Source organism: Oceanobacillus sp. FSL K6-0127, from assembly GCF_037983385.1.
GTDB lineage: Bacteria > Bacillota > Bacilli > Bacillales > Amphibacillaceae > Oceanobacillus > Oceanobacillus profundus.
Map to the genome: position 1 here is coordinate 2,313,123 of NZ_CP150287.1, position 22,872 is coordinate 2,335,994.

Genomic DNA, 22,872 nt, shown 5'->3' on the forward strand with positions numbered 1-22,872 from the left:
CAACCTAATAATGAAAGGGGTTACATTAAATGAAAAAGGTGCTTTATTACTTGTTGATTCTACTGCTTATCGTATCTTTAATTCCTTTAAAAGGTAATGCGAAGGAAGATGTTCATCATGATGTTGAACTATGGAATGCAGTAAAACCACTAAATACTACAGTGACATTTTTAAACACAGGAGCACATCCGGATGATGAACGCAGTGATTTTCTTGCTTACTTATCTCGAGGGTTGGGTGTGAAAACTTCAAGCTTAATTGCGAATCGGGGTGAAGGAGGACAGAATGAGATCGGGACAGAGTTGGATAATGGTTTAGGAATTATCCGTAGTAATGAGATGATTGAAGCAGCAAAAATTACAGGGGTAAAGGCATATCATTTAAGTGAGACTACATCAGACCCTATCTATGATTTTGGATTTTCCAAATCCCCAGATGAAACGCTGGAGAAATGGGGAGAGGAATTAACCTACGAACGCTTTATTCGATTTATTCGAACTTATCAGCCTGACATTGTAATGCCCTCTTTTCGGGATGTTGAAAGTCAACATGGTCACCATAGGGCGATAACGATCTTATCTGAACAAGCATTTGAAGATGCGGCTGACCCAACTGTTTTCCCGGAACAGTTAGAAGAGGGACTATCGACCTGGCAAGTAAAAAAGTTGTATTTACCTGCTGAATCGGAAGAAACTGCAACAACTTCTATAGAAATTGGTGATTATGATCCTGTATATGAAATGACATATCCCCAGCTGGGTGAAGAGTCAAGATATATGCATAAAAGTCAAGGGATGGGAAGGGATATTCCAGCCGAACCCAGACAAACACACTTAGAATTAATAAAGGAAGCTGTTCATACAGATTATCCGAATGCGTTGTTTGCGGGTATCCCATACAACTTTAATGAATGGGCAGAAATTGTTCCAGCGAAAAATGTGAAAGCGAAATTAAATAAGTTACAGCAAAAGTTGGATGAAATTGTCGAGCTCTATCCAGATAGAGAAGCGATTTTATCGGTATCACAATCTGCGCATAAGGATGTAAAGAGAATTCAAAAATTAGTAGGAAAAGCGAAAATGCCAAGCAATCTTAAAAATGATTTACTTCATAAGCTTGAATTAAAAGAAGAGCAATTACAGGAGGTGAGTTTTGTAGCTTCCAGCCTTCATGTGGAAATGGAAATCGACACGGAAGTATTAACACCCGGTTCGAAAGGGCAAGTAACCATGACGATTACAAATGAGGGCAATCAGAAAATAAAACATATTGATGCTACACTGGTGACGCCGGAATCCTGGGGTAGAGATAAAACACAAAAAGTGAAACATTTAAAACCGAATGAATCCAAGAAAGTAACTTTTGATGTAAGGGTGCCAGAAGATGAACCATACAATACACCATATGACGAGTCAACCCTAATGGGGAAGGTTGAATTTAAAGAAAAAGGGCAAACATCTGGTAAATTAATAGAGTTTAATCATACTGTTGCCGTCTTGCCTGAGTTAAGTGTAGCTCCAAGTTCGGAAAACTTAACAATTAATACAGCTGATATACAAGAAGAAATTCCAGTTAAAGTTCAAGTAAAGAACTATTATAACGGCAAGAAAGATGCAACTGTTTCGTTAAATCTGCCAGAGGGTTGGGCAAGTAATCCAGTAGAGAAGGAAGTTTCATTTACGGAGCAGCATGAAATGGAAGAGGTAACGTTTACTGTTAGCCCTCCATCAGATATTTCAGAAGGCGATTATTCTTTCGATGTTGTCGCTGAAGCAAATGGAGCAATCTTTAATACGACCGTTCAGGAAATTAGTTATGACCATATTAAAGATTCGTATTTCCAGTATCCAGCAACAGTGAACACCGTTGCATTTGAGTTGCTGCTACCTGATAACTTAAAAGTTGGTTATATCGAAAGTGGTTTTGATGAAGTTGCCGACTATTTAATAGATACAGGGATGGACGTGACGAAACTTACAGAAGCAGACCTTGCTTCAGGTGATTTGACACAGTATGATGCAATTGTTACTGGAATAAGAGCATATCTTTCCCGACCTGATCTAGCTGAAAATAATGAAAGATTGCTAGAGTATGTAGAGGGCGGAGGACATTATGTGGTGCAGTATCATAAACCAGATGACAACTGGAATATAGATGCAACCGCTCCATATTCATTAGAAATTGGTAATCCGTCCATTCAATGGCGTGTAACGGATGAGCATGCAGAGGTAACGTTAACCCAGCCCGAGCACAAGTTATTTAACTACCCAAATGAAGTTACGAATCATGACTGGGATAATTGGGTACAAGAAAGAGGGCTCTATTTTCCAATGAATTGGGATAATCGCTATGAGACATTTGTTAGTATGGCTGATCCAGATGAAGATCCATTTACGAGTGGGATCTTGCTTGCCGAATATGGCGAGGGTACCTATCTATATACGAATTTAGTATTCTATCGTCAAATTGATAATCAAGTCCCTGGTGCTTACCGGATATTCACAAACCTAATTAGCTATGGAGTAGAATAAAAATATCCCAATGGGATTCGAGCAATCCTATTGGGATATTTTAACGTAATTTATTTCATACCAGTTAAGGTAATACCTTTGATGATATGACGCTGCAGGAGGATAAATACCAGAATCAAAGGGATAACGGATATAGTTGCTCCAGTCATAATGAGATGCCACTGTGATTCAGCTTCGCCGGAAGAAAAGAATGATAGTCCAACCGGCAGTGTTCGTAAACTAGGTGATTCGATGACAATTAATGGCCATAAAAATGCATTCCAGTTACTAAGGAATGTAAAAATGCCTAATGCTGAAATCGCTGGCCAAACCTGCGGAACAGCAATTTTAAAGAAGATGGCATACTCGTTCATTCCATCAACTCGTGCAGCGTTGAGTAAATCATCAGGGATTTGTTCCATAAACTGTCGCATTAAAAACACTCCAAAACCTGTCATAAGACCTGGAAAAAGAACACCCCAATAGGAGTCCGTCCATCCAAATTCTGAACTCATCATATACCACGGGATAATTAGCATTTCTGTTGGAACCATTAATGTACTTAATATTAAGATGAAAATAACCGTACGACCTACAAAGGAAAATTTTGCAATTATATATCCAACGAGTGTATCAAAAAATAAAACACTTATCGTCGTAATTAGAGCCACAATAATACTATTCATAAACCATTTGATGAACATGCTTTCCTCAAGAATTTTAATATAATTCGCTAAGGTTGGATTTTCTGGGATAATGCTCAAATTAAATATATCGAATGGTGCTTTTAAGGAAGTAGAAACCATCCAAATGAATGGAAACAACATAATAACAGAACCAATTATTAAAAGTACATACGGCAATAATCGTCGGAACCTCATCCTTCTACACCTCCTATTCTAGTAATCAAATTTCTTGGTTAAAACTTTCATTTGGAAAATTGTTAAAGCAAGTATGAACAGGAATAAGATAACGGTTGCCGCAGAAGCTAATCCCATATCGAATTGCTTAAAGGCTAGCTGGTAGATGTAAACTACAACTGAAATGGTTGAATTTAAAGGACCGCCACTTCCATCCATGCTCATATTAATGACTTGGGTAAAGGAAACTTGAATAAAGGTAATCGTTCCAATTACTGCAGAAAATACAATCGTTGGATTCAGTAAAGGAACCGTTACATACCAAAATTTTTGCCAACCGGTCGCTCCATCAATTTCAGCAGCTTCATAAAGCATTTCTGGTATATTCTCTAACCCAGCTAAGAAGAGAACCATTTGAAAACCAATGGATTGCCAAATCATTGCAGCGATGATGACATAAATTGCTTGATCTGGTGAGTTTAAGAATGGTTGAGCAGAGAAACCTAAATTAACTAATATATCATTAATAATCCCGTTACCCATTAGAATCCACTGAAATACCCAACTGATTGCAACAATACTAGTTACATAGGGAACGAAATAGATAACTCTGAAAAAACCAACAAATCGATTAATTTTATGAAGTAATAATGCTACAATTATCCCAAATAATAATTGACCAGAAACCCCTAAAAGAATATAGATGAAAGTATTAAAAATGGATTTAATAAAGATTTCATCCTGGAATAGTGTTACATAATTTTCTAAACCAACGAAAGGTTGTATATCTGTTGAAAGAAGGTTCCAATCTCTAAATCCCACGTTAAACGTAAATAGAGTAGGTAAAATTCGGATCCCGAGATAAAATATAATTGGAAGCAATAAACAAGTGTATACAAATAAATATTTTTGATATCTAAGATTCCCTCTAAATTTATGAAGAAGGGAAGTTTTTTCCTTTTTAACTTGTGTTGTTTTATTGTTCTGATTCTGCGGTGATTTGAATTGCTCCATGCTGCACCTCCTTTAAGTGGTAAGGATCAAGGTGTGTCACCTTGATCCTTTCGTTAAAGATTGCTTATTTTTCCCAGTATTCATCATAAAGTTTTTGAGTAGCTTCTACTAATTGATTAAACGCTTCTTCCGGATCTTGACCTTCCATTAACACCCGATTAGCAGCATCTATTACAAGATCCCGTTCCCGAGTTTCATCTACAAAGAAATGCGCATTAGCAAAAGGCAAGGATTCGATAAAAGGACCATAAATTTCATCGTTTACATATTTATCCTGCATGGCAACCGATTCTTTTGCAGGTAATTCACCAGTTGCATCTAACCATCTTTCCATAACATCATCACTTGTTAGGAATTCTAAAAATTTAGTGGCTGCTTCTAGTTTTTCTCCTTCAACACGGGCAGTAATCCCATTTGTCCAGAAAGAAGCATTTGTTGATTGTACGTCTTTACCAGGAAGTGGTGCTATTGCATAATTTAGATCAGGTGCATCACTTTGCAATGTACCTACCCTAAAAGAACCGTCAATATTCATTGCAGCTTTTTCCGTTACAAATGCTGTCACATCATCTGTATAAAAACCTTGTTCAGATGTTCCTAGCTCAGTAGGGAAGCTTAACCAATATTTAAATGCTTCTAAACCAGCTGGGGTATCTGCCCAGACAACTTCCTTTCTATCTTCACTTAATACTTGTCCGCCTGCTTGTAGTGTTAGACCATCTCTAAGCCAATGGTGACCTTGTTGTGCTGGTTCCCATGCCATTCCAGATTGTTCTAGACGGCCATTACCATCAGCTTTGGTTAATTGAACGGCATAGTCTTCAAGCTCTTCCCATGTTTGTGGGGGAGAGTTAGGATCAAGGCCTGCTTCTTCAAATAAATCCTTATTATAAAACAGTGCGAGTGTTCTCACTGAAGTTGGTATTGTCCAATATTCGTCATCCATTTTCGTGGCTTCCACTAATGGAAAGAATTCACTCTCTATTTCTTCATGTGGGAAAGCGTCCTGTGGTAGTGGCTGTAAGTAACCTGCATCTACGTAGGTAGGCACCCATCCGTAGAATAAGTTAATAACATCGGGTCCTTTACCAGCTGGAACTTGCGCAGCAACCTGTTCATTGTATTGATCATATGGAAAATTGGTTTGCTTTACTTTAATTCCAGGATTTGCTTCTTCGAATTCCGCAATTAATTCATCCATTAAGTTAACCTTAGAATCAAATGAGTATTGCCAGTATTCAAGTGTGATGTCGCCATCTTCTTGATTAGCAGAACTTTCATCATCACTAGAACATGCTGCAAACACAACCGATAACAATATTGCAAGCAGAGTCAATTGCCACTTTTTAAACATAATAAAACCCCCTAATATAATATTTTAAAGGACCGGAGTCTCTTTAAATTAAATTTAAAATCTATACTTTTAAAATTGATTCATGTTCCTTAAGTATGAGGTACCCGGCACCTAGCAAAGAGACATCTTCAACTGTTGTGATAGTGATGTCCGTTTGTACAGGTAAGTGTTTTTCTAAGTTGGAAGTTAAATATGGCAAAAAGTGGTTCATTGATTTAGAAATCCCGCCCCCTAATACAACTTTCTCAGGGTTGATAATTGAAATAACATTAATTAATGCAAAAGAAAGATGGGATAGGGAATCATTTACTGTTTTCAATGCTAATTGGTCGCCATCAATTGCCATTTGGAAAACTTTTTTTGCAGTCCATTTTTCTTCACTTTTCTGACTGTGTTGAAGCATTCTTTTGGCAATAGACGGTCCTCCTACGTGACTATCTAAGAATCCGTAGCCCCTAAAAGTTTGCTCATATTTTTTATCAGCAGCATCTTTATCTGTTACCATATAACCAATTTCTCCTGCAGCGTATGATGCTCCGCGATAAAGCTGTCCGTTAATTATAATTCCGCACCCGATACCAGTTCCTAGTGTAATCATAATCATATTATTGTTTTTTTTGCCGGCGCCTTTCCAATATTCACCGAGCGCCGCAACATTTACATCATTATCGATATAAACAGGACATGAGAGATGGGATTCAAGTTGAGATTGCAGCGGTATATTTTTCCAGCTTAGACTTGGCGCATCAATGACAATTCCGCTATCAACATCCGTAATACCTGGAACGCCAACGCCAACTCCAAATAACATGCTGCTTTCTAATCCTTCTTGCTCTATAAGGGTGTTTACGTAGTCGGCAATTGATTGAATAAAGTTAGTACCTACATGTTTTTGTGTAGAAAAAGCGGTCTTACTTATAATTTTTCCTGCTAAATTCATAATGGCCATTTCAACTAATGTCCCGCCAATATCAATTCCAACAATATAGGCTGCGTTTTCATTAAAGAATATTTGAAATGGTTTCCGACCACCTGCTGAACTTGCTCTTTCACTTTCTTTCTCTCGAATCCATCCTTCCTCTAAAAGTTCATCAACTATATTAGAGACTGTAGGTTTACTTAGTTTTAGTGCTTTTGCAATATCTGATCGAGAATGTCCATCTTTTCGTTGAATATAATGTAAAACTTTCCGTTTGTTTAAATGTTTTAGTAAGTTGGAATCTGTGGGGACATTACGGATAGCGATAGTTTTTCACTCCTTTCAAAATCAATAATGTTTCGATAGGTTAGTAAAGTTAACTTATTAATTGAAAATTATAATACTATTAATCTCTCTGAATGTCAACGTTTACATAACTAAAAATAAAGTTAATTTTAATTTGAGTTACTATTTTTAAAATTAACACTTTACAAAAGAGAATACAATCCGCTACAATGATTGGTAAGTAAGGTTAACTAACTGTAAAGAAATATAATACACAATATTGAGGTGTAGATATGAATAGAATGAAGGAGCAGTTTGAAGCGGCTGAAGGAGTTGAATTTCCTGGTAAGACCTATATGGATGAACTGCTAAAGCCGGTATTTGATGATCAAAAAAAGTATTTATTTGAAGCAATGTTTAAAATCCATAAAGCACATACTATAATGTTGATGGAGCAGGGGATTTTAACAGGTGATGAGTGTACTGAAATTTTAGAAGCTGTGAAGCAGGTAGAATGTATTGACCGAACTGAATTAATGTATTCTTCTCAACATGAGGATCTTTTTTTTCTTGTTGAGTCTCGGTTAGGGGATCTTATTGGGACTGATCTAGCAGGAAAAATGCATATTGCAAAAAGCAGAAATGATATGGGAGAAGCGATGTATCGCATTGTTATTAGAGGTTATATTGAACAAGTGATTATAGAAGCGGAACAATTAAATAAAGCAATTCTTTATCAGGCAGAAAAACATACTGAATCAATTATGCCAGCTCATACGCATACACAACCTGCTCAGCCAACAACATTCGGACACTACCTTGTAGCTATTTATGATAATTTAGATCGAGACATTCAAAGATTGAAACAGGCTTATGCAACAGTGAATAAATCACCAATGGGTGCAGCTGCAATTACTACTACAGGGTTTCCTATAAATAGAGAGCGTATGGTAGAATTGCTTGAATTTGATGGACTAATAGAGAATTCATATGATGCAATTGGAACAGGTGATTATCTAATTGAAGCAGCGCAGGCTTTAGTTAGTTTAATGACGAATATGGGGAGGTGGCTTCAAGAGTTGTTACGTATGGCATCAAAAGAGGTAGGTTTAATAAAGGTTTCTAATGCATACGTTCAAATTAGCAGTATTATGCCTCAAAAAAGAAATCCAGTTTCGATTGAGCATTCTCGTGCAATTGCAAGCAGTGCGGCTGCAGAAGGGCTGGCGGTAGTTCATATGATTCATAACACCCCTTTTGGAGATATAAATGATACGGAAGACGATCTGCAACCACATTTATATGCAGGTTATCAAAAAGCTACACGAGTGTTGCGATTAATGCGTGCTGTTATGCTTACGTTGGAGTTTAATAAGGGACGTGCTTATCAACAAGCGAGAGAAAATTTGATAACGATTACAGAGCTTGCGGATGTATTGGCAAGGGATTACCATATTTCATTTCGAGCAGCACATAAAAAAGCAAGTGTAATTGCCAAAAACGTAGAAGAAGCAGGAAAAGAACTATATGAAATTTCACTATCGAAAGTAAATGAATGGCTTAGCGATGTTCAACTTAAAAATGAAGATTGGCAAGCAATTATTGATCCAAAACAATTTGTAGCACGAAGAAGCATAACTGGTGGGACAAACCCTGATGTCGTAAGAGGGATGATTGAGAAGAGAAAGAAGTAGTTCCTGGTTAGTAGTATATTAAGCTGAGAGAAGGAAGCTTTCACGTGAAAATATGGAAGTCGATCTTCTTGCAATTAAGGCATTAATTAATCAACGAATTCTTTCATATTTCTACTTGCTAATCATGATAAGTATTGTGTTGCCTATCATATATGTATACAAGAACAAAAGCGCAAGCGCCCGGTTAGCGACGTACGGACTGGACTGATCCGTAGGAGATAAAGGAAACACGGCGACCGCAGGGAGCTGATGTTGACTTATCGTACGGAGGTGAGGGAAGTCTCGCTAGTCGCTGGGCGCTGGAGCTGGACGTAGCCGTTTAGGTAACTAAGTTATCCACAGCATTCAAATTTTATAGTTTCCTGGTGCAAATAAAAAAATACCCTTCTAAGGATGCAAGAAGGGTATTTTCCATGGGAATTATATTATTGCAGGTTCATTTATTACTTCTTCCAATGAAATGTAATTATATCCAAGATCGTGGGCAACGGCTTCATAGGTTACTTTTCCATTAATGACATTCACACCAGTACCAATTGCAGGGTTATCCTGGATCGCTTTAGCAACCCCTTTTGCGCCTATTTGTGCTGCGTATGGCACGGTAACATTCGTTAAGCCAACTGTTGCAGTACGTGGTACAGCGCCAGGGATATTCGCAACTGCATAATGAAGTACATCATGTTTTACATAGATTGGATCATCATGAGTAGTAGGGTGGTCAACAGTTTCAAAATTTCCACCTTGGTCAATTGCGACATCGACAATCACGGATCCCGGCTGCATAGACCTAACCATGTCTTCACTAACAAGCTTCGGTGCCTTTGCACCTGGAATTAAAACCGAACCAATAACTAAATCAGAAGTTTTCACTGCTTCTGCAATATTGTAAGGGTTAGACATTAACGTTTGAATGCTTGAACCAAAGATATCATCTAGTTCACGTAAACGAGTTGGGTTCAAATCAATAATGGTAACTTCAGCTCCAAGACCGAGCGCAATGCGAGCAGCGTTCGTACCTACAACACCACCGCCAATGATAGTAACTTTTCCACGGTTAACACCTGGAATTCCACTTAGCAGAACTCCTTTACCGCCTTTTGATTTCTCAAGGTATTGTGCTCCGATTTGAGTTGCCATTCGACCAGCAACTTCACTCATTGGAGTAAGCAATGGCAATGTACGGTTAACCGTAATCGTCTCATAAGCAATTGCAGTTACTTTATTTTCCACTAACGCTTGGGCTAATTCTGGCTCTGCTGCTAAGTGGAGATATGTGAATAGTATTAACCCTTCACGAAAATACTTATATTCAGATGGGAGCGGCTCTTTTACTTTCATAATCATTTCGGATTTTGACCAAATCTCTGAAGCGCTATCAATGATGGAAGCACCAGCTTCGATATACTCTTCGTTTGTAAAGCTGCTTCCTAAGCCCGCGTCCTTTTCAATAATGACTGTTTGCCCTGCTTTTACTAAATTCACTACCCCTGCAGGTGTCATTGCAACACGATTTTCATTATTTTTAATCTCTTTGAGTACCCCTATAATCATGTTTACCATCTCCTCAAAAGCTATTTATAATCTTATGATAACGCTTTCTTTTGGTATTTTCTTCATTAAAAAAGATGAAAAAAAGAAGGGTGGTTTGTGTATTTGCACAAATCACCCTTCATGCATGCGTTCCATAATAAAATCTAAATAAACGAGAGTCTTCTGTTTTGGGTCCTTTAAGTCCAGCATAGCGACTTCCCGAATTCGTTTTAGACGATAGTTCATCGTATTCGGATGAATAAATAATTCCTTTGCTGTTTGATAAACATTGCAATCACAGTTTAAATAAGCTTGTAAAGAATCGGTAAGGGAAGTGTGGTGTTTCTTATCATATGATCGTAATCTTTCAATGTATTTATTCTTCCGACTTTTACTTGCTTTTTGAATCGCAAACAGCTCTTCTATAAATTGATAGACTCCGAGGTCTTCATATAAATAGATACCTTTTAGATCTTTTGCATATTTTTCTTTTAGATTTAATACGCTTAGTGCTTGTTTATAGCTCTCATTTATTTGCTTCGCTTCACCATAAAAGATTCCAGCTGAACCGTTGACATTTTTTAATGCAAGTTGGTTACTGATTTTTTCTATAATTTGTTTGATAAATTCCCCTAATAAATAGGCCGGCTCTTCCTTTTTACGATGATGACGAACAAGGACAATAAATTCATGACTATCAAATAGGCGAAAAAGGGATTTAACTTGTAACTGTGTTTCTGCTAAATAGTATGCATACTTTTCAATTTGCTCCGTTATTTGATCTTCAAATCGTATGACAACGACTGCAAGCTCACCCTCTAATTGAACGTTAAGTTGTTTTGCTTGCTGGTTTAATTTATCGGTGTCTTTAATTTGTCCAGTAAGTAATTGCCAAAAGAGGTCATTATAACTTTCTTCTGATTTTCTATTCCGTTTCGGGTGCTTGAAGAATAATTTACGAACTTGCTTAGCGACTTCCTGCAGTAGTTCGAGTTCCTCTTTACCCAGTTTTTTATTACCAGTATGTGCCCATATAAACCCCAGAATTTCATTTTTTTCACGAATGGATATAGCTACACGATTTCCGAGCCCGATTTCATTAATTTGTGGGATGACAACAGCTTCATCTTGATCGATAAGTTTAGACATAACACCTTTTTTCCAGAGCCCATTAATTACATTATCCGGGACTTTTCGATTCATAATGGTGCCGATTCGTGCTTCGTCAATATTTTCTTTATGCTTACTGTAGGATACAACATGATGGTTAGAATCTTCTATTGTAATAGGACACTCGAATATTTCACCAATCCAATCAGCTAACTGATCGGCTGAATCAAATTCTTCATTCATTCTGCTTTTTAAAAGCTCTAGGTGATTAGTTTTATCGCGCATGAAATATACCTTCCTCTTCAGTAGCTGTTGTAGCCTGTTATGTTAGTAAAATAAACGTAACACAAATAGGATTTGAGTAGATAAACGAACTTTCTAATTCACATTTTAGTATATACACAAATAGATTTCATCTTTTAGCTGTTATAATTTAAAAGGAAACATCTGAAGGGGGAGACACGATGAAAAATACACTTAAAATTGGAAGCGCTTTTATAGGAGTGATTGTTGGAGCAGGATTTGCTTCTGGACAAGAAGTATTACAGTACTTTACTAGCTTTGGAGTTATGGGTATAGTTGGTGCAATTATTGCAAGCGCTTTATTTGCGTATGTTGGGATGGTGCTTGTTTGGTTGGGCAGCCGTGCACAAACAACATCTCATAAAGGGGTAATCTATAATATAAGCGGTCGATATCTTGGAAAGGTTATTGACTATATTCTTATTTTTACTTTGTTTGGAGTAGGGGTAGTAATGATTGCTGGAGCAGGATCAAATTTAAATCAGCAATTTGGCATGCCGTATGTTTTTGGGACAACCTTGATGTTGTTGCTTGTAATCTTAACAGGGATGTTAAAAGTTGATCGGATTGTTTCCATCATTGGGAGTATTACTCCTTTTCTAGTACTGTTTGTCTTAATCATTTCAGTATATAGTTTTCTAACATTGGATGGATCGTTCGCAGCTCTCGATAGTCTCGCGAGGGAACAGCCAACTTCATTACCGAACTGGTTTATCTCGGGAATTAATTATGTTTCCTTTAATACGGCAGTGGGAGCATCAATGGCAATTGTTATGGGTGGGACTGAAGCAAATAGAAAAACAGCTGCAATCGGTGGGCTAGTTGGGGGGCTTGGTCTAGGAGTTTTAATTTTACTTAGCCACTTTGCTATTTTTGCTAAGATAGAAGAGGTTGGCAGCTTAGATATGCCAATGCTGGGCATCGTAAATAATTTATCGCCACTACTTGGTGTGGTGATGTCAATTGTTATATTTGGAATGATTTATAATACAGCGGTCAGTATGTTCTTCTCATTTGTCGTACGATTTGCAGAGGTTGGAACAAAACGTTATAAGCCATTCCTAATAGGAACGATGATTGTTGCATATGTTGCAAGCTTTGCAGGATTTACACACTTAGTCAGTTATTTTTATCCGCTTATTGGGTATCTCGGGCTTGTTCTTATTGCAGTACTAATCATTACGCCATTTAGAATGAAAAAAATTGAAAAGGAAAGCCATCTAGAAATGGAAGATGAGCAACAGAGGGAGTTAGGGTAAAAGAGTATAGCGTTTATAAATTCAAAAGGATTGTAACATATCAACATGTGTGCAATTGAAAAATAATAAAACCCTACAGGACAAAATTCCTGTAGGGTTTAACTTAGTTTTCTTCGATTTCTTTGCGGTTTTTCTTAAATAGCTTGGATAGTAATTCATAAACAAGCGGTACAACAAGCAATGTTAATAAGGTTGAGCTTGCTAGACCTCCGATTACTGTAATACCAAGGCCTTTTGAGATTAAACCGCCACCGCCATTACCAAATGCTAATGGAAGTAATGCGCCCATTGTTGCTAGAGCTGTCATTAAGATTGGGCGAAGACGTGTTGCTCCAGCTTCGAGAATAGCTTCTCGTAATCCCATTCCATCTCGCTCCATGTGGATGATTCGATCGACAAGGACGATTGCATTTGTTACAACAATACCGATTAACATGAGGAGACCCATCATAACGGAAACTGAAATGGTTTCCCCAGCGATAAGTAATCCGACAAATGAACCGATAATCGCGAATGGTAGGGAGAATAGAATTGCAAATGGTGCAAGTCCTTCACCAAACGTGACAACTAAAATAAAGTAAACAATCGCGATTGCAGCAAGCATTGCAATACCGAGCTGGGTAAATGTTTCTTCCATATCTGCTGCAACACCAGCGACACCCATTGTTACACCTTTTGGTAAGTCGAGCTCTTCAATTGCTGCATCAACGTCAGCAGTTGCTTTTGAAATATCATCTTCTGTAATCGTTCCGGTAACAGTAGCGTAGTACTCATTGTTACTACGTGATAGTGTATTCATCGTTGTTCCTTCTTCAACCGTTACAAGTTCCGAAAGTGGAATTGTTGTTCCGGGCTCCATTTGTAATGGAACTGGGATATCCAGCATTTCCTCAATTGACTGCGGATCGAAAGTCTGCTCTTGTTGTACGATAACATCAAGTGTTTCGCCATCTTTTTCAACTGTTGTGATGATATCCTTTGTTGACGAGGTATTTAGCATCATAACAATTTGACCAGTTGTTAAACCGTATTGCAGTAGGTCTTGCTGATCTACTTTTAATACATGTTCAACATATGCATCCTCTGCACTTGACGAAACATCATCAATTCCATCGATTTTACCTACTTCTTCTTCAACCATGTGGACAGCTTCGGTTAGATTATCTAAATCCTCGCTATAGAATGTATAGCTTACTTCATTCGTTGACATTCCCATAGAAGAGAAGTCTTGGCTTTTCCACTCACCTGATTGATCGATGTTTGTGACATACTCTAAGATTTCGTCACGTGCCTGCGGGAAATCTTCCATGTCTGGGTCGAAGATCAAGTACATTAATGCACCGCCAGCTCCGCCGCCCATCATAGCTGCATTTGGATCTGCTGTTTCTGAATCATTTACAGAAAGCTGAACAATATCGATATCTTCATGTGTTAATAATTCGTCTTCAACCTCTGTAATGTTTTCAAGTGTATCATCCATTAATTCGCCGGCTTCAGGTGTATACGTTAGGTACATAACCTTCTCTTCTTCACTGCCTAAGAAGCTGAAGCCGATTAGTGGTGTCAGCATCAAGCTGCCTACTAACAATAGTATTGATACGATGGACATAATCACTTTATGATTTAGTGTCCAGTCGAGAACCTTTTTATAGCTTCTCGCAAGTTTTCCTTGTTCCTTATGCTGGCTTTCTGTTTTTTCACTATATAATTTTTTCTTAAATAAGAAATGTGAAAGTGCAGGTACGATTGTAATCGCAACGATTAGTGAAGCAAGAAGTGCAAATGTCATGGTTAATGCAAATGGCATAAACAATTCGCCAACCATCCCACCGACAAAAATAAGTGGTGCGAAAACCGCAACAGTAACGATGGTTGAAGATAGAATTGGTTTGTACATTTCTATGGTTGCCTCGCGGACAAGCGCTCTTCCAGAAAGTTTTTCTTCTTTCAAATGAATCCTGCGATAAATATTTTCTACTACAACGATGGAGTCGTCAATTACCCGGCCAATTGCAACGGTGACTGCACCCAGCGTCATAATATTTAATGTAATATCCATCCAGTTTAGCAGAAGTAATGCCATAAATACGGATACTGGAATCGAGATAATGGAAATAATCGTTGATTTAAAGTCACGCAAGAAAAGTAATATAATCAAAACAGCAATTAAGCCGCCGAACAATGCTTTTTCAATCATAGTATTGACGGAATCCTGAATTGGCTGACCTTGGTCAAGGGATACATCAATAATTAATCCTTCATTCGCTTCTACTTCTTCTTCAACTAGGTCTTTTACTTCATTTACAACGTCGACCGTATTATCCTGTTGACCTTTGACAATTTGGATTGCTATTGCGTCCTCGCCATTTGTACGGGAGACAGACTCTACTTTACCAACAGTCTCGATAGTTGCAATATCTCCTAGTTCTACAAATGGAGCAGGGTTTGATTCTGATGGTGTAACAGGTATAAGCATTCCTTTAAGCTCATCTTCTGTCATGAACTTTCCATCTACTGCTACCGCCTGTTCACCTTCTTCAAATTCATACAGCCCTAGAGAAACAGCCATATCACTAGCTTGTATCATTTCCTCAACAGTATCTTCTGTGATATCAAGCTCTGCCATCAATTCCTGATCATATGTCAGCTCTACCTCTTCAATGTGTTGCCCTGTGATAGTAGCAGATGCAACACCATCGAGTTTTTCGATTTTTGGTAGGAGGTTGTCGTTAACGGTTGATGTTAACTCCACAATATCTTCTGTTGAACTACTGACACTTAATGCTACGACTGGCATCATGTTCATGCTAATCGATGAGATGATTGGTTCCTGTGCATCATCTGGCAATGTGACATTATCCAGTGCTGATTGCAGTTCACGTTTTTTCTCATCCATATCAATTCCGTAATCATATTCAACTTGAATATTTGCGATATTAGATGATGAATTGGAATAAACGGCCTTAATGTCTTCAAGCCCGTTAATTGCTTTTTCAATTGGTATGGAAACTTCATCCATAACCTGTTCTGGAGTTGCACCTGGATATACATCCATCACCATGAGGTAAGGAATATTAATATCCGGAATCATCTCCGTTTTCATTCGCGTCCCTGAATAAATACCTGAAGCAGTAATAATAATAGTCAGCAGCCATACTGCCAGTTTATTTTTCAGGACAAAATTTACAATACCTTTCACCTTTACACCTGCCCTTATTTGACTTATGATACTACGTTATTTATAATAATGACTACTTGGTCAATTGTCAATGTTAGAAGCGGGAAAGGAAGTGGAAAATGTGGCAAAAAAACAACTAATTATGGATAAGGCACTGGAGCTTTTTGCAAAGCAAGGTTTTAGCGCAACCTCGATTCAGCAAATAACCGATCATTGCGGGATTTCAAAAGGAGCTTTTTACTTATCGTTTAAGTCAAAGGATGCACTGATTCTAGCTATAATTGACCACTTTATGATGAAATATGTATCAAGCATTGACTACTTGGTCAGAAGTGAAGATGATAAGGAAAAACTCTTATATGAATTTTACCACTTATGTTTTGACTCGTACTATGAGCACTCTGAATTCGCGAAAATTTTTATTCAAGAACAGGCACATTCATTAAATGATGAATTGATAATAAAAATGCGTTATTATAGTCAGTTAATCGAGGAGTCCATTTTATATATGGTGGAGAAAATATACGGTTATGAAGTAGAACAAATGAAATACGATCTCGTATATTGTATTCAAGGTTTCATGAAAACATATTCAGAACTTTTTTTCTTCCTTAATTTACAAGTTAATTTAGATACACTTTGCAAATCGCTCGTTGAAAAAACGAATTTATTAGCTGCATATACAACAATTCCATTTTTGACTAAAGATTTCGTTCAATTAATGAAAAAACCATTAAATGAAGAAATAACAAGAGAAGAAATGATGATGCTGATGGACCATGCATTAGACGAAGTTGAAGGGGAAATTGAAAGAGAATCACTGACTTTATTGAAGGAAGAGCTTTGGAATCCAAGCTTAAGCAGGGCATTAATAAGTGGTTTGCTGGAAAATATTCGTCATCATGGAGAATGTCAAGCGATCTATTTTAAACTGCGACATCACTTTAGTTTTGAATAATGGGCAGATCGGAAAACTACTTATGCGAATTGGATAAGTAGTTTTTTCTATGGATGCAGAAAAATAAAGCAGATAGCTTTCGTTCTGTGGTAAAATAATAGTTTGACTTGAATATTTACAGCTAGGAGATAACATAAAATGAAGATGGACAATTATTATTATCATTTTTTGGAACAGATGAATAAAGAGCTGGCATTTGTTGCTAGAGAACTTGAACATAGTATATTTGCCAGCCCGCGGACAATGCTGACACATGCAAGGGTTTTTGTAGAAACAATTTTGCAGCTTGTAATGAAAGAGGAAGAACTTCCTTCTAAAATAAGCCTGACACTAATCGAGAGAATTGATACGCTAAATGATAATGGATACATAACAATAGAGGTTCGGGATGCTTTACATTCTGTACGAATGCTAGGAAATCAAGCTGCACATGATACACGGAAATTCCGTTACTCAGAGGCGCTGCAATCATGGGAAGCTGTTTATGTAATTGTAAGATGGTATGTGGAGACATATGGACCGATTGAATTTATATTTCCGGAATACCAGGATCCAGCAGCGAAGGGACAAGAATTCTACGATATTTCAGAGATAGAAATTCGTTTAGGTGCATTGGAGCAGTTGTTAAATGCTTCGGTAGGGAAGCATGATAAAAATCTTGAATCTGATGAAAAGAGGAAATCAGTTGCAGAAGAAACTTCTGATCCACTACCACCAGGCTTTACTACAATTCGAAAGCTTGTATATAAAAAGATGGAGTTGGAAATCCCGTATTTCCTTAGGGATGCATTTCTGTTACCGCAGCGTTTTGAGCGTTCAGAGATGTTCTTGATTCGACTTGGTGCAGAGCAGCAAGCGCGAATCATGAGTGAACTTCCAAATAATCTAGAAGGGCTTTCAACACATGTAAAACGCTACAAAGCTAAAAATGAAGAAATACTATTTGAAGAATTAGAAGTTTTTATCGAGGAAGAGAAACAAAGAAGAGAAATTATGTTAGATCGTCCTGGCGAATTATTTTTCTTTTTCAAAGAAGAGTACCTCGTTGTAACAGAGGAACTGGCTAAGCTAGCATTAAATGAGGATATATTTTCAGGTTTCCCAAGTTTATTAAAACAACTGCGTAAGGATCAAATGGTCACAGTTGGGCAGTTGCCCAAAGAATTGGTTATTTTAGCTAAGTATGACAATGTGGGAATTGGCACGATTAAAAGTCTATTTGAGCAAATGAAACAAATCCAAACAACCAGCACTACCGCTGCTGTTAATTAAGGCAGTGGTGTAACAGTCATAATAACCGGGAGGTAATACTCCCGGTTTATTTTTGTATGTGAAGATTTTTATAAAAATAGGCATCCATGGATTTTTGTCAATATCAAATACAAAAGTTCATAAATTAGAAATAAATGTTTGACAAAAATGTGAACGTGGTAAATAATAAATACAAAGGGAGGTCATTTCAAATGAAAACACATGCGGCAATGTTGAATGCAGTAAAATATATTTGTGGTACGTTAGTTTTCCTTGGAATTGCCATATTTTCTTACGGGGTATATGTAAGCGATTACCAAGGGCTAGTTGGTATTGGTGTAGGTACAGTCATGAGTGCTGCGTTTATATGGATAATGGGTACGTTTCTCGTTGTGACCGAAGAAATGATTCACAAACCTGGCGAGGGGAAGAGAAGCGTTTTGTAATGCATTAAATTGTAAATGAAAAAGCGAGCGCCTATAATTAGACGCTCGCTTTGCTATTGCTTCTTTGGGAAACTATAAAATTTAAATGCTGTAGATAACTTAGTTACCGAAACAGCCACGTCCAGCTCCAGCGCTAAAGCGTTAGTGAGACTTCCTTCACCTCCGAACGAAAAGAAGACTTGCCGATTGGCTGCGCCAGAGGGTTAGTCGCACTTATACCCTTGTGGTGAAAGTCAACATCGACTCCCTACGGTCGCCGTATTTCCTTTATCTCCTACGTAACAATGTTCGGCAAGCCGAACCACCCCAAAATACGGGGGCGCAGTCCGTACGTCGCTAATCGGGCGCTTCTGCTTTTGTGCTTTACATATCCCATACCATTGCAAGTAATGAACCAAAAATGGTCACTAAAGCAATTAAGGCACTGTAGTATAAGGTTGTGTAAATTGTTCTCTTATCATCACTCTCACCAGCATGCATAAACAGGACGAACTGTACAATTGCTTGAACAAAAGCTGTTACAAGCAAGATAGTCATGCCTGCGGTAAATGACATATCCATGAAGTATACGCTCAGCGCAACTACGGTAAGTAGCAATGAGAAGATAAAGCCATTGACTTGCTTTATTGGAAATAATTCCTTCATGTTACATCATTCCTTTCAAGTAGATGAAGCTGAAAATGAAAATCCACATAACATCTAGAAAATGCCAGTACAGTGAGTAATTAAATGATTTATTGGCTGTTTCTAGATTTAGCCCGTGCTTTTTAACTTGCAAGAAGATAGCTATTCCCCAGAACAATCCAAATGTTACGTGAGCACCGTGTGTTCCAAGTGTTGTTAATAAAATACCAGTAAATGCACTTGTTTGTAATGTTGCTCCTACATGATAATAGTGAACAAATTCATAAATCTCAACCGAAAGGAACGTCGCTCCAAGGAGGAGTGTGATACCTAAGAACCACAACATTGCTTTTGGTCGGTTTAAACGCATGGCGTTAATTGCAAGACCGATTGTAAAACTACTAGTTAAGAGTACAACTGTCTCGATTAAAACAGGTGTTATTTCAAAGATTTCAGCACCGCTTGGCCCATTTCCAAATCTGTTTTCATATATGAAATAGGATGTAAATAGTGTTGCAAAAAGCATAATTTCAGCACCCAGGAAAATCCAGAAGCCTAATATATTCATTTCATTTTTGTGTGTGCTATATTCAAGAGGTTGCGAGTGATCTATCTTCATTTCGAAGCACCTCCAAATTTCTCTTCCGTTTCCTTCACTTCGTCAGCAGAAATATAGCGTCCCTGATCATTTTCGAATGAGCTGTACATCATACATGCGAAGAAGGCAATGGCAGCAATGATAACAGCCGGCCAAATACTGAAGACGAACGAGAATCCAAATACAAATAAAATACCTGCCATTATAATTGGAATACCACTATTATTTGGCATATGGATTTTATCGATTTTACCTTTGAATAAAGTATGTTTCTTTTTCTTATGATCCCAGAATGCTTCACTGGAATTTACTTCAGGTTCAATTGCAAAGTTGTATTCAGGAACCGGGTTATGCGTTGCCCATTCTAATGAACGTGCGTTCCATGGATCGTCACCAACGTTTCTAGGTGAGTTTTTAATACTATAGAAAATATTATAGGCGATCAGGATAAATGCAATTGCCATTAAACCTGCTCCTACAAACGAAAGCATATTCAATGGAGTGAATCCAGTTGACTCTGAGTATGTGTACATACGGCGAGCTTGCCCGTCTAATCCAGTGATGTACATCGGGAAGAAAGCTAAAACAAAGCCGACAACATTAAACCAGAAAGCCCATTTTCCAATTCGCTCGTTCAGAATAAAGCCAAACATTTTTGGCCACCAATACGTAAGACCAGCTAGCATCGCATAAACAACACCAGGAATAATTGTATTGTGGAAGTGAGCTACTAAGAACATCGTATTATGATACTGATAGTCAGCACTTGCCATTGCGAGCATTACTCCAGTTACTCCACCAACTGTGAAAAGTGGGATGAAGGCTACTGAATAAAGCATTGGAACGGTGAACCTAATCTTACCTTTCCACATCGTTAGGAGCCAGTTAAATATCTTAATCCCGGTTGGTATGGCGATTGCCATTGTTGTAATCGAGAAGATACTATTAGTTAATGCTCCCTGTCCCATTGTAAAGAAATGGTGTACCCATACAAAGAATGAGAGTAGGGAAATTAGTACCATGGAAGCTACCATTGATTTATACCCATATAAGTTACGTTGTGAGAAGGTCGAAATAATCTCACTGTAAATACCGAATGCTGGCAGAATTAAAATGTAAACTTCTGGATGGCCCCAAACCCAGAAAAGGTTGGCCCAGTACATATCCATACCACCATTACCTGTTGCAAAGAATGATGTACCGAATTGACGGTCGAACGTTCCCATTAAGAGCGCTACAGTTAACACTGGGAAAGCAAATACAATAATAACATTTGTGATTAGAGCTGACCATGTAAACATTGGCATTTTCATTAATTTCATACCAGGAGCTCTCATTTTGAAAATCGTTACAACAAAGTTAATTCCTGTCATTAGTGTACCAATTCCAGAAATTTGAAGAGCCCACATGTAATAGTTAACACCAACAGATTGGCTAAACTCATTACTTGCTAGTGGGAAGTAATTGGTCCAACCAGCGTCAGGTGATCCACCGATAACAAACGATATGTTAAATAGCATTGCTCCGGCAAAGAATAACCAAAAGCTAAGTGCGTTTAGTCGCGGAAAAGCAACGTCACGAGCACCAATTTGCAGTGGCACAACGTAGTTCATTAAACCAATAACGAACGGCATTGCCATAAAGAAGATCATTACAACTCCGTGCGTTGTAAAAACCTCATTATAATGTTGAGCGTTTAAAAATTCCATTTCCGGGCTAGAAAGCTGAAGACGCATCATGACAGCGTCCGCACCACCACGGAATAACATGACTAAAGCGGAAATCAAATACATAATCCCGATTCGTTTATGGTCAGTTGTTGTTAACCATTCGTTCCATAAATAGCCCCATTTTTTAAAGTAAGTTAATCCTGCAACGATTGCGATGGAAACAAGAACAATTGCAACCATAGATGCATAGATCATTGGATCTGGATGGGGTATAGCGAATCTTTCAAAAAATTCCATGTTTGTTACTCCTTTCGAGAAGTTCAAGTACATTTAGATTAGTAATCTAGCTGTTTTGTTCGTAGTCTTTCAATTAATGATGATCGTGTTCTGAATCATCATGTTCATCCTCGGATTGTTCCGTATCATCAGATGAACCGTGATTATGCCCACCATGCTCACCCTCAGGTGGTGGTGAAAATTCTAAATGTGTTCCAGTGAAAGCAAGTTGACCTAGATGACCAGGTTCTAATAATTCATTGAATATATCTTCTGTTAATGGATCAGCCGTAGCATGAATATCATCTACCCAAGTATCGAATTCATCTTGCGGCATTGCGATAACGTTAAATGTGTTTTCAGCAAAACCTTCACCACTAAAGTTTGCATTTCTACCCATAAACTCTCCAGCTGATTCAGCCGCTAAATTAATTGTCGTTACCATGTCTGCCATCGCATATTTTTGTCCGGCTAACTGCGGTACCCAAAAGCTTGTAATTGGACCATGTGAGTAAAGCTTGAACTGGACGGAACGATCTGTTGGGATAAATACATAATTGACTGTTTCAATATCTTGCTCTGGATAGCTGAAATGCCATTTCCAGTTAGATGAAGAAGCATATATCACCAACGGTTCCTGATCCTCATATCCTTCTGGTACTGTTTCAACTTGGTATGTTGAGACAACAGAAACGATAGATAAGAAGATAACAATTAAAATTGGAATACCAACAATAATTCCTTCGACAATAGGATTCCCCTCAATATGTGGTGGTTCATAATCATCATCCTGTTTAGATGCGCGGTATTTTACTAGGATAATGATAAGTAATACAAGTACGGTAATAACAATGAATGCCATAGTAATGATGGATAACCATATAACATCAGCAGTCGTTGCAGCTTGTGGTCCTTTTGGATCTAAGACAAGTAATGGCTCACAACCTGTTAACACTGTAGCTATAGTGAAAATGAATGTTAGTAGGGTCCATTTAAGTTTCATGTATATACCCCTTTCTGTTAAATTATCTGT

Annotated in this window: 17 protein-coding genes; 6 read left to right on the plus strand and 11 right to left on the minus strand. The window is 37.8% G+C overall.

Annotated elements, in window-relative coordinates:
- The first annotated feature begins 29 nt into the window (after positions 1-29).
- Positions 30-2,531, plus strand: coding sequence for an NEW3 domain-containing protein (locus tag MHH64_RS11555; protein ID WP_340001798.1), 2,502 nt, complete (start codon positions 30-32; stop codon positions 2,529-2,531).
- Positions 2,532-2,581: 50 nt separating this feature from the next.
- Here the strand turns inward: MHH64_RS11555 and MHH64_RS11560 are convergent, their stop codons facing one another.
- The 4 genes from MHH64_RS11560 to MHH64_RS11575 all read right to left on the minus strand — a co-directional run bounded on the left by MHH64_RS11560 (position 2,582) and on the right by MHH64_RS11575 (position 6,984).
- Positions 2,582-3,391 (minus strand): carbohydrate ABC transporter permease, encoded by an 810-nt coding sequence (locus MHH64_RS11560; RefSeq protein ID WP_095307476.1) that lies wholly within the window; start codon positions 3,389-3,391, stop codon positions 2,582-2,584.
- A gap of 18 nt (positions 3,392-3,409) precedes the next feature.
- Positions 3,410-4,384 carry a sugar ABC transporter permease gene (locus MHH64_RS11565; RefSeq protein WP_095307474.1) on the minus strand — a complete coding sequence of 325 codons (975 nt, stop codon included), beginning with the start codon at positions 4,382-4,384 and terminating at the stop codon, positions 3,410-3,412.
- Positions 4,385-4,448: 64 nt separating this feature from the next.
- Complete coding sequence (locus tag MHH64_RS11570; protein ID WP_340001799.1) at positions 4,449-5,738, minus strand: extracellular solute-binding protein; 1,290 nt, start codon at positions 5,736-5,738, stop codon at positions 4,449-4,451.
- Positions 5,739-5,799: 61 nt separating this feature from the next.
- Positions 5,800-6,984, minus strand: a complete 1,185-nt coding sequence (locus MHH64_RS11575; RefSeq protein WP_340003275.1) for an ROK family transcriptional regulator — start codon at positions 6,982-6,984, stop codon at positions 5,800-5,802.
- Positions 6,985-7,235: 251 nt separating this feature from the next.
- Between MHH64_RS11575 and argH the strand changes: the two genes are divergently transcribed.
- Positions 7,236-8,636: an argininosuccinate lyase gene (gene argH / locus MHH64_RS11580; protein WP_340001800.1), complete on the plus strand. Its 1,401-nt coding sequence runs from the start codon at positions 7,236-7,238 to the stop codon at positions 8,634-8,636.
- A gap of 420 nt (positions 8,637-9,056) precedes the next feature.
- On the opposite strand, the gene ald is transcribed toward argH, so the two are convergent.
- A complete protein-coding gene (ald, locus tag MHH64_RS11585; protein WP_095307467.1) occupies positions 9,057-10,187 on the minus strand; it encodes an alanine dehydrogenase in 1,131 nt (376 codons plus the stop codon).
- A 111-nt stretch (positions 10,188-10,298) separates the two neighbouring features.
- Positions 10,299-11,561, minus strand: coding sequence for a helix-turn-helix domain-containing protein (locus tag MHH64_RS11590; protein ID WP_340001801.1), 1,263 nt, complete (start codon positions 11,559-11,561; stop codon positions 10,299-10,301).
- A 179-nt stretch (positions 11,562-11,740) separates the two neighbouring features.
- Here MHH64_RS11590 and MHH64_RS11595 point away from each other — a divergent pair, with 179 nt between their 5' ends.
- The gene (locus MHH64_RS11595; RefSeq protein ID WP_095307462.1) at positions 11,741-12,838 is read left to right on the plus strand and encodes a hypothetical protein; all 1,098 of its coding nucleotides are present in this window, start codon (positions 11,741-11,743) and stop codon (positions 12,836-12,838) included.
- A gap of 103 nt (positions 12,839-12,941) precedes the next feature.
- Here MHH64_RS11595 and MHH64_RS11600 read toward each other — a convergent pair whose 3' ends face one another.
- Complete coding sequence (locus tag MHH64_RS11600) at positions 12,942-16,037, minus strand: efflux RND transporter permease subunit (RefSeq protein ID WP_340001802.1); 3,096 nt, start codon at positions 16,035-16,037, stop codon at positions 12,942-12,944.
- A 100-nt stretch (positions 16,038-16,137) separates the two neighbouring features.
- On the opposite strand from MHH64_RS11600, the gene MHH64_RS11605 reads away from it, so the two are divergent.
- The 3 genes from MHH64_RS11605 (at position 16,138) to MHH64_RS11615 (ending at position 18,671) form a co-directional block, all read left to right on the plus strand.
- Positions 16,138-16,974: a TetR/AcrR family transcriptional regulator gene (locus tag MHH64_RS11605; protein ID WP_095307458.1), complete on the plus strand. Its 837-nt coding sequence runs from the start codon at positions 16,138-16,140 to the stop codon at positions 16,972-16,974.
- 138 nt (positions 16,975-17,112) lie between these two features.
- On the plus strand, positions 17,113-18,246 hold the full coding sequence (locus MHH64_RS11610) for a DUF4145 domain-containing protein (RefSeq protein ID WP_095307457.1): 1,134 nt from the start codon (positions 17,113-17,115) through the stop codon (positions 18,244-18,246).
- Positions 18,247-18,437: 191 nt separating this feature from the next.
- Positions 18,438-18,671: a hypothetical protein gene (locus tag MHH64_RS11615; RefSeq protein ID WP_095307455.1), complete on the plus strand. Its 234-nt coding sequence runs from the start codon at positions 18,438-18,440 to the stop codon at positions 18,669-18,671.
- Positions 18,672-19,034: 363 nt separating this feature from the next.
- On the opposite strand, the gene qoxD is transcribed toward MHH64_RS11615, so the two are convergent.
- The 4 genes from qoxD to qoxA all read right to left on the minus strand — a co-directional run bounded on the left by qoxD (position 19,035) and on the right by qoxA (position 22,842).
- Entirely contained in the window at positions 19,035-19,316 is a 282-nt protein-coding gene (qoxD, locus tag MHH64_RS11620) for a cytochrome aa3 quinol oxidase subunit IV (RefSeq protein WP_095307453.1), read from the minus strand.
- Position 19,317: 1 nt separating this feature from the next.
- Positions 19,318-19,914: a cytochrome (ubi)quinol oxidase subunit III gene (locus MHH64_RS11625; RefSeq protein WP_340001803.1), complete on the minus strand. Its 597-nt coding sequence runs from the start codon at positions 19,912-19,914 to the stop codon at positions 19,318-19,320.
- Entirely contained in the window at positions 19,911-21,860 is a 1,950-nt protein-coding gene (gene qoxB, locus MHH64_RS11630; RefSeq protein WP_095307449.1) for a cytochrome aa3 quinol oxidase subunit I, read from the minus strand. Before qoxB ends, MHH64_RS11625 begins: the two co-directional genes overlap by 4 nt.
- Positions 21,861-21,933: 73 nt before the next feature.
- A complete protein-coding gene (gene qoxA, locus MHH64_RS11635) occupies positions 21,934-22,842 on the minus strand; it encodes a cytochrome aa3 quinol oxidase subunit II (RefSeq protein WP_118890290.1) in 909 nt (302 codons plus the stop codon).
- Positions 22,843-22,872 lie beyond the last annotated feature (30 nt).

Bases quoted from the DNA above. Each gene is read 5' to 3' on its own strand.
- MHH64_RS11615 (WP_095307455.1), top strand. From the start codon at position 18,438: ATGAAAACACATGCGGCAATGTTGAATGCAGTAAAATATATTTGTGGT.
- MHH64_RS11610 (WP_095307457.1), top strand. From the start codon at position 17,113: ATGAAGATGGACAATTATTATTATCATTTTTTGGAACAGATGAATAAA.
- MHH64_RS11590 (WP_340001801.1), bottom strand. From the start codon at position 11,561: ATGCGCGATAAAACTAATCACCTAGAGCTTTTAAAAAGCAGAATGAAT.
- ald (WP_095307467.1), bottom strand. From the start codon at position 10,187: ATGATTATAGGGGTACTCAAAGAGATTAAAAATAATGAAAATCGTGTT.
- MHH64_RS11555 (WP_340001798.1), top strand. From the start codon at position 30: ATGAAAAAGGTGCTTTATTACTTGTTGATTCTACTGCTTATCGTATCT.
- qoxA (WP_118890290.1), bottom strand. From the start codon at position 22,842: ATGAAACTTAAATGGACCCTACTAACATTCATTTTCACTATAGCTACA.
- MHH64_RS11570 (WP_340001799.1), bottom strand. From the start codon at position 5,738: ATGTTTAAAAAGTGGCAATTGACTCTGCTTGCAATATTGTTATCGGTT.
- qoxD (WP_095307453.1), bottom strand. From the start codon at position 19,316: ATGAAGGAATTATTTCCAATAAAGCAAGTCAATGGCTTTATCTTCTCA.
- MHH64_RS11595 (WP_095307462.1), top strand. From the start codon at position 11,741: ATGAAAAATACACTTAAAATTGGAAGCGCTTTTATAGGAGTGATTGTT.
- MHH64_RS11625 (WP_340001803.1), bottom strand. From the start codon at position 19,914: ATGAAGATAGATCACTCGCAACCTCTTGAATATAGCACACACAAAAAT.
- argH (WP_340001800.1), top strand. From the start codon at position 7,236: ATGAATAGAATGAAGGAGCAGTTTGAAGCGGCTGAAGGAGTTGAATTT.
- MHH64_RS11560 (WP_095307476.1), bottom strand. From the start codon at position 3,391: ATGAGGTTCCGACGATTATTGCCGTATGTACTTTTAATAATTGGTTCT.
- MHH64_RS11565 (WP_095307474.1), bottom strand. From the start codon at position 4,384: ATGGAGCAATTCAAATCACCGCAGAATCAGAACAATAAAACAACACAA.
- qoxB (WP_095307449.1), bottom strand. From the start codon at position 21,860: ATGGAATTTTTTGAAAGATTCGCTATACCCCATCCAGATCCAATGATC.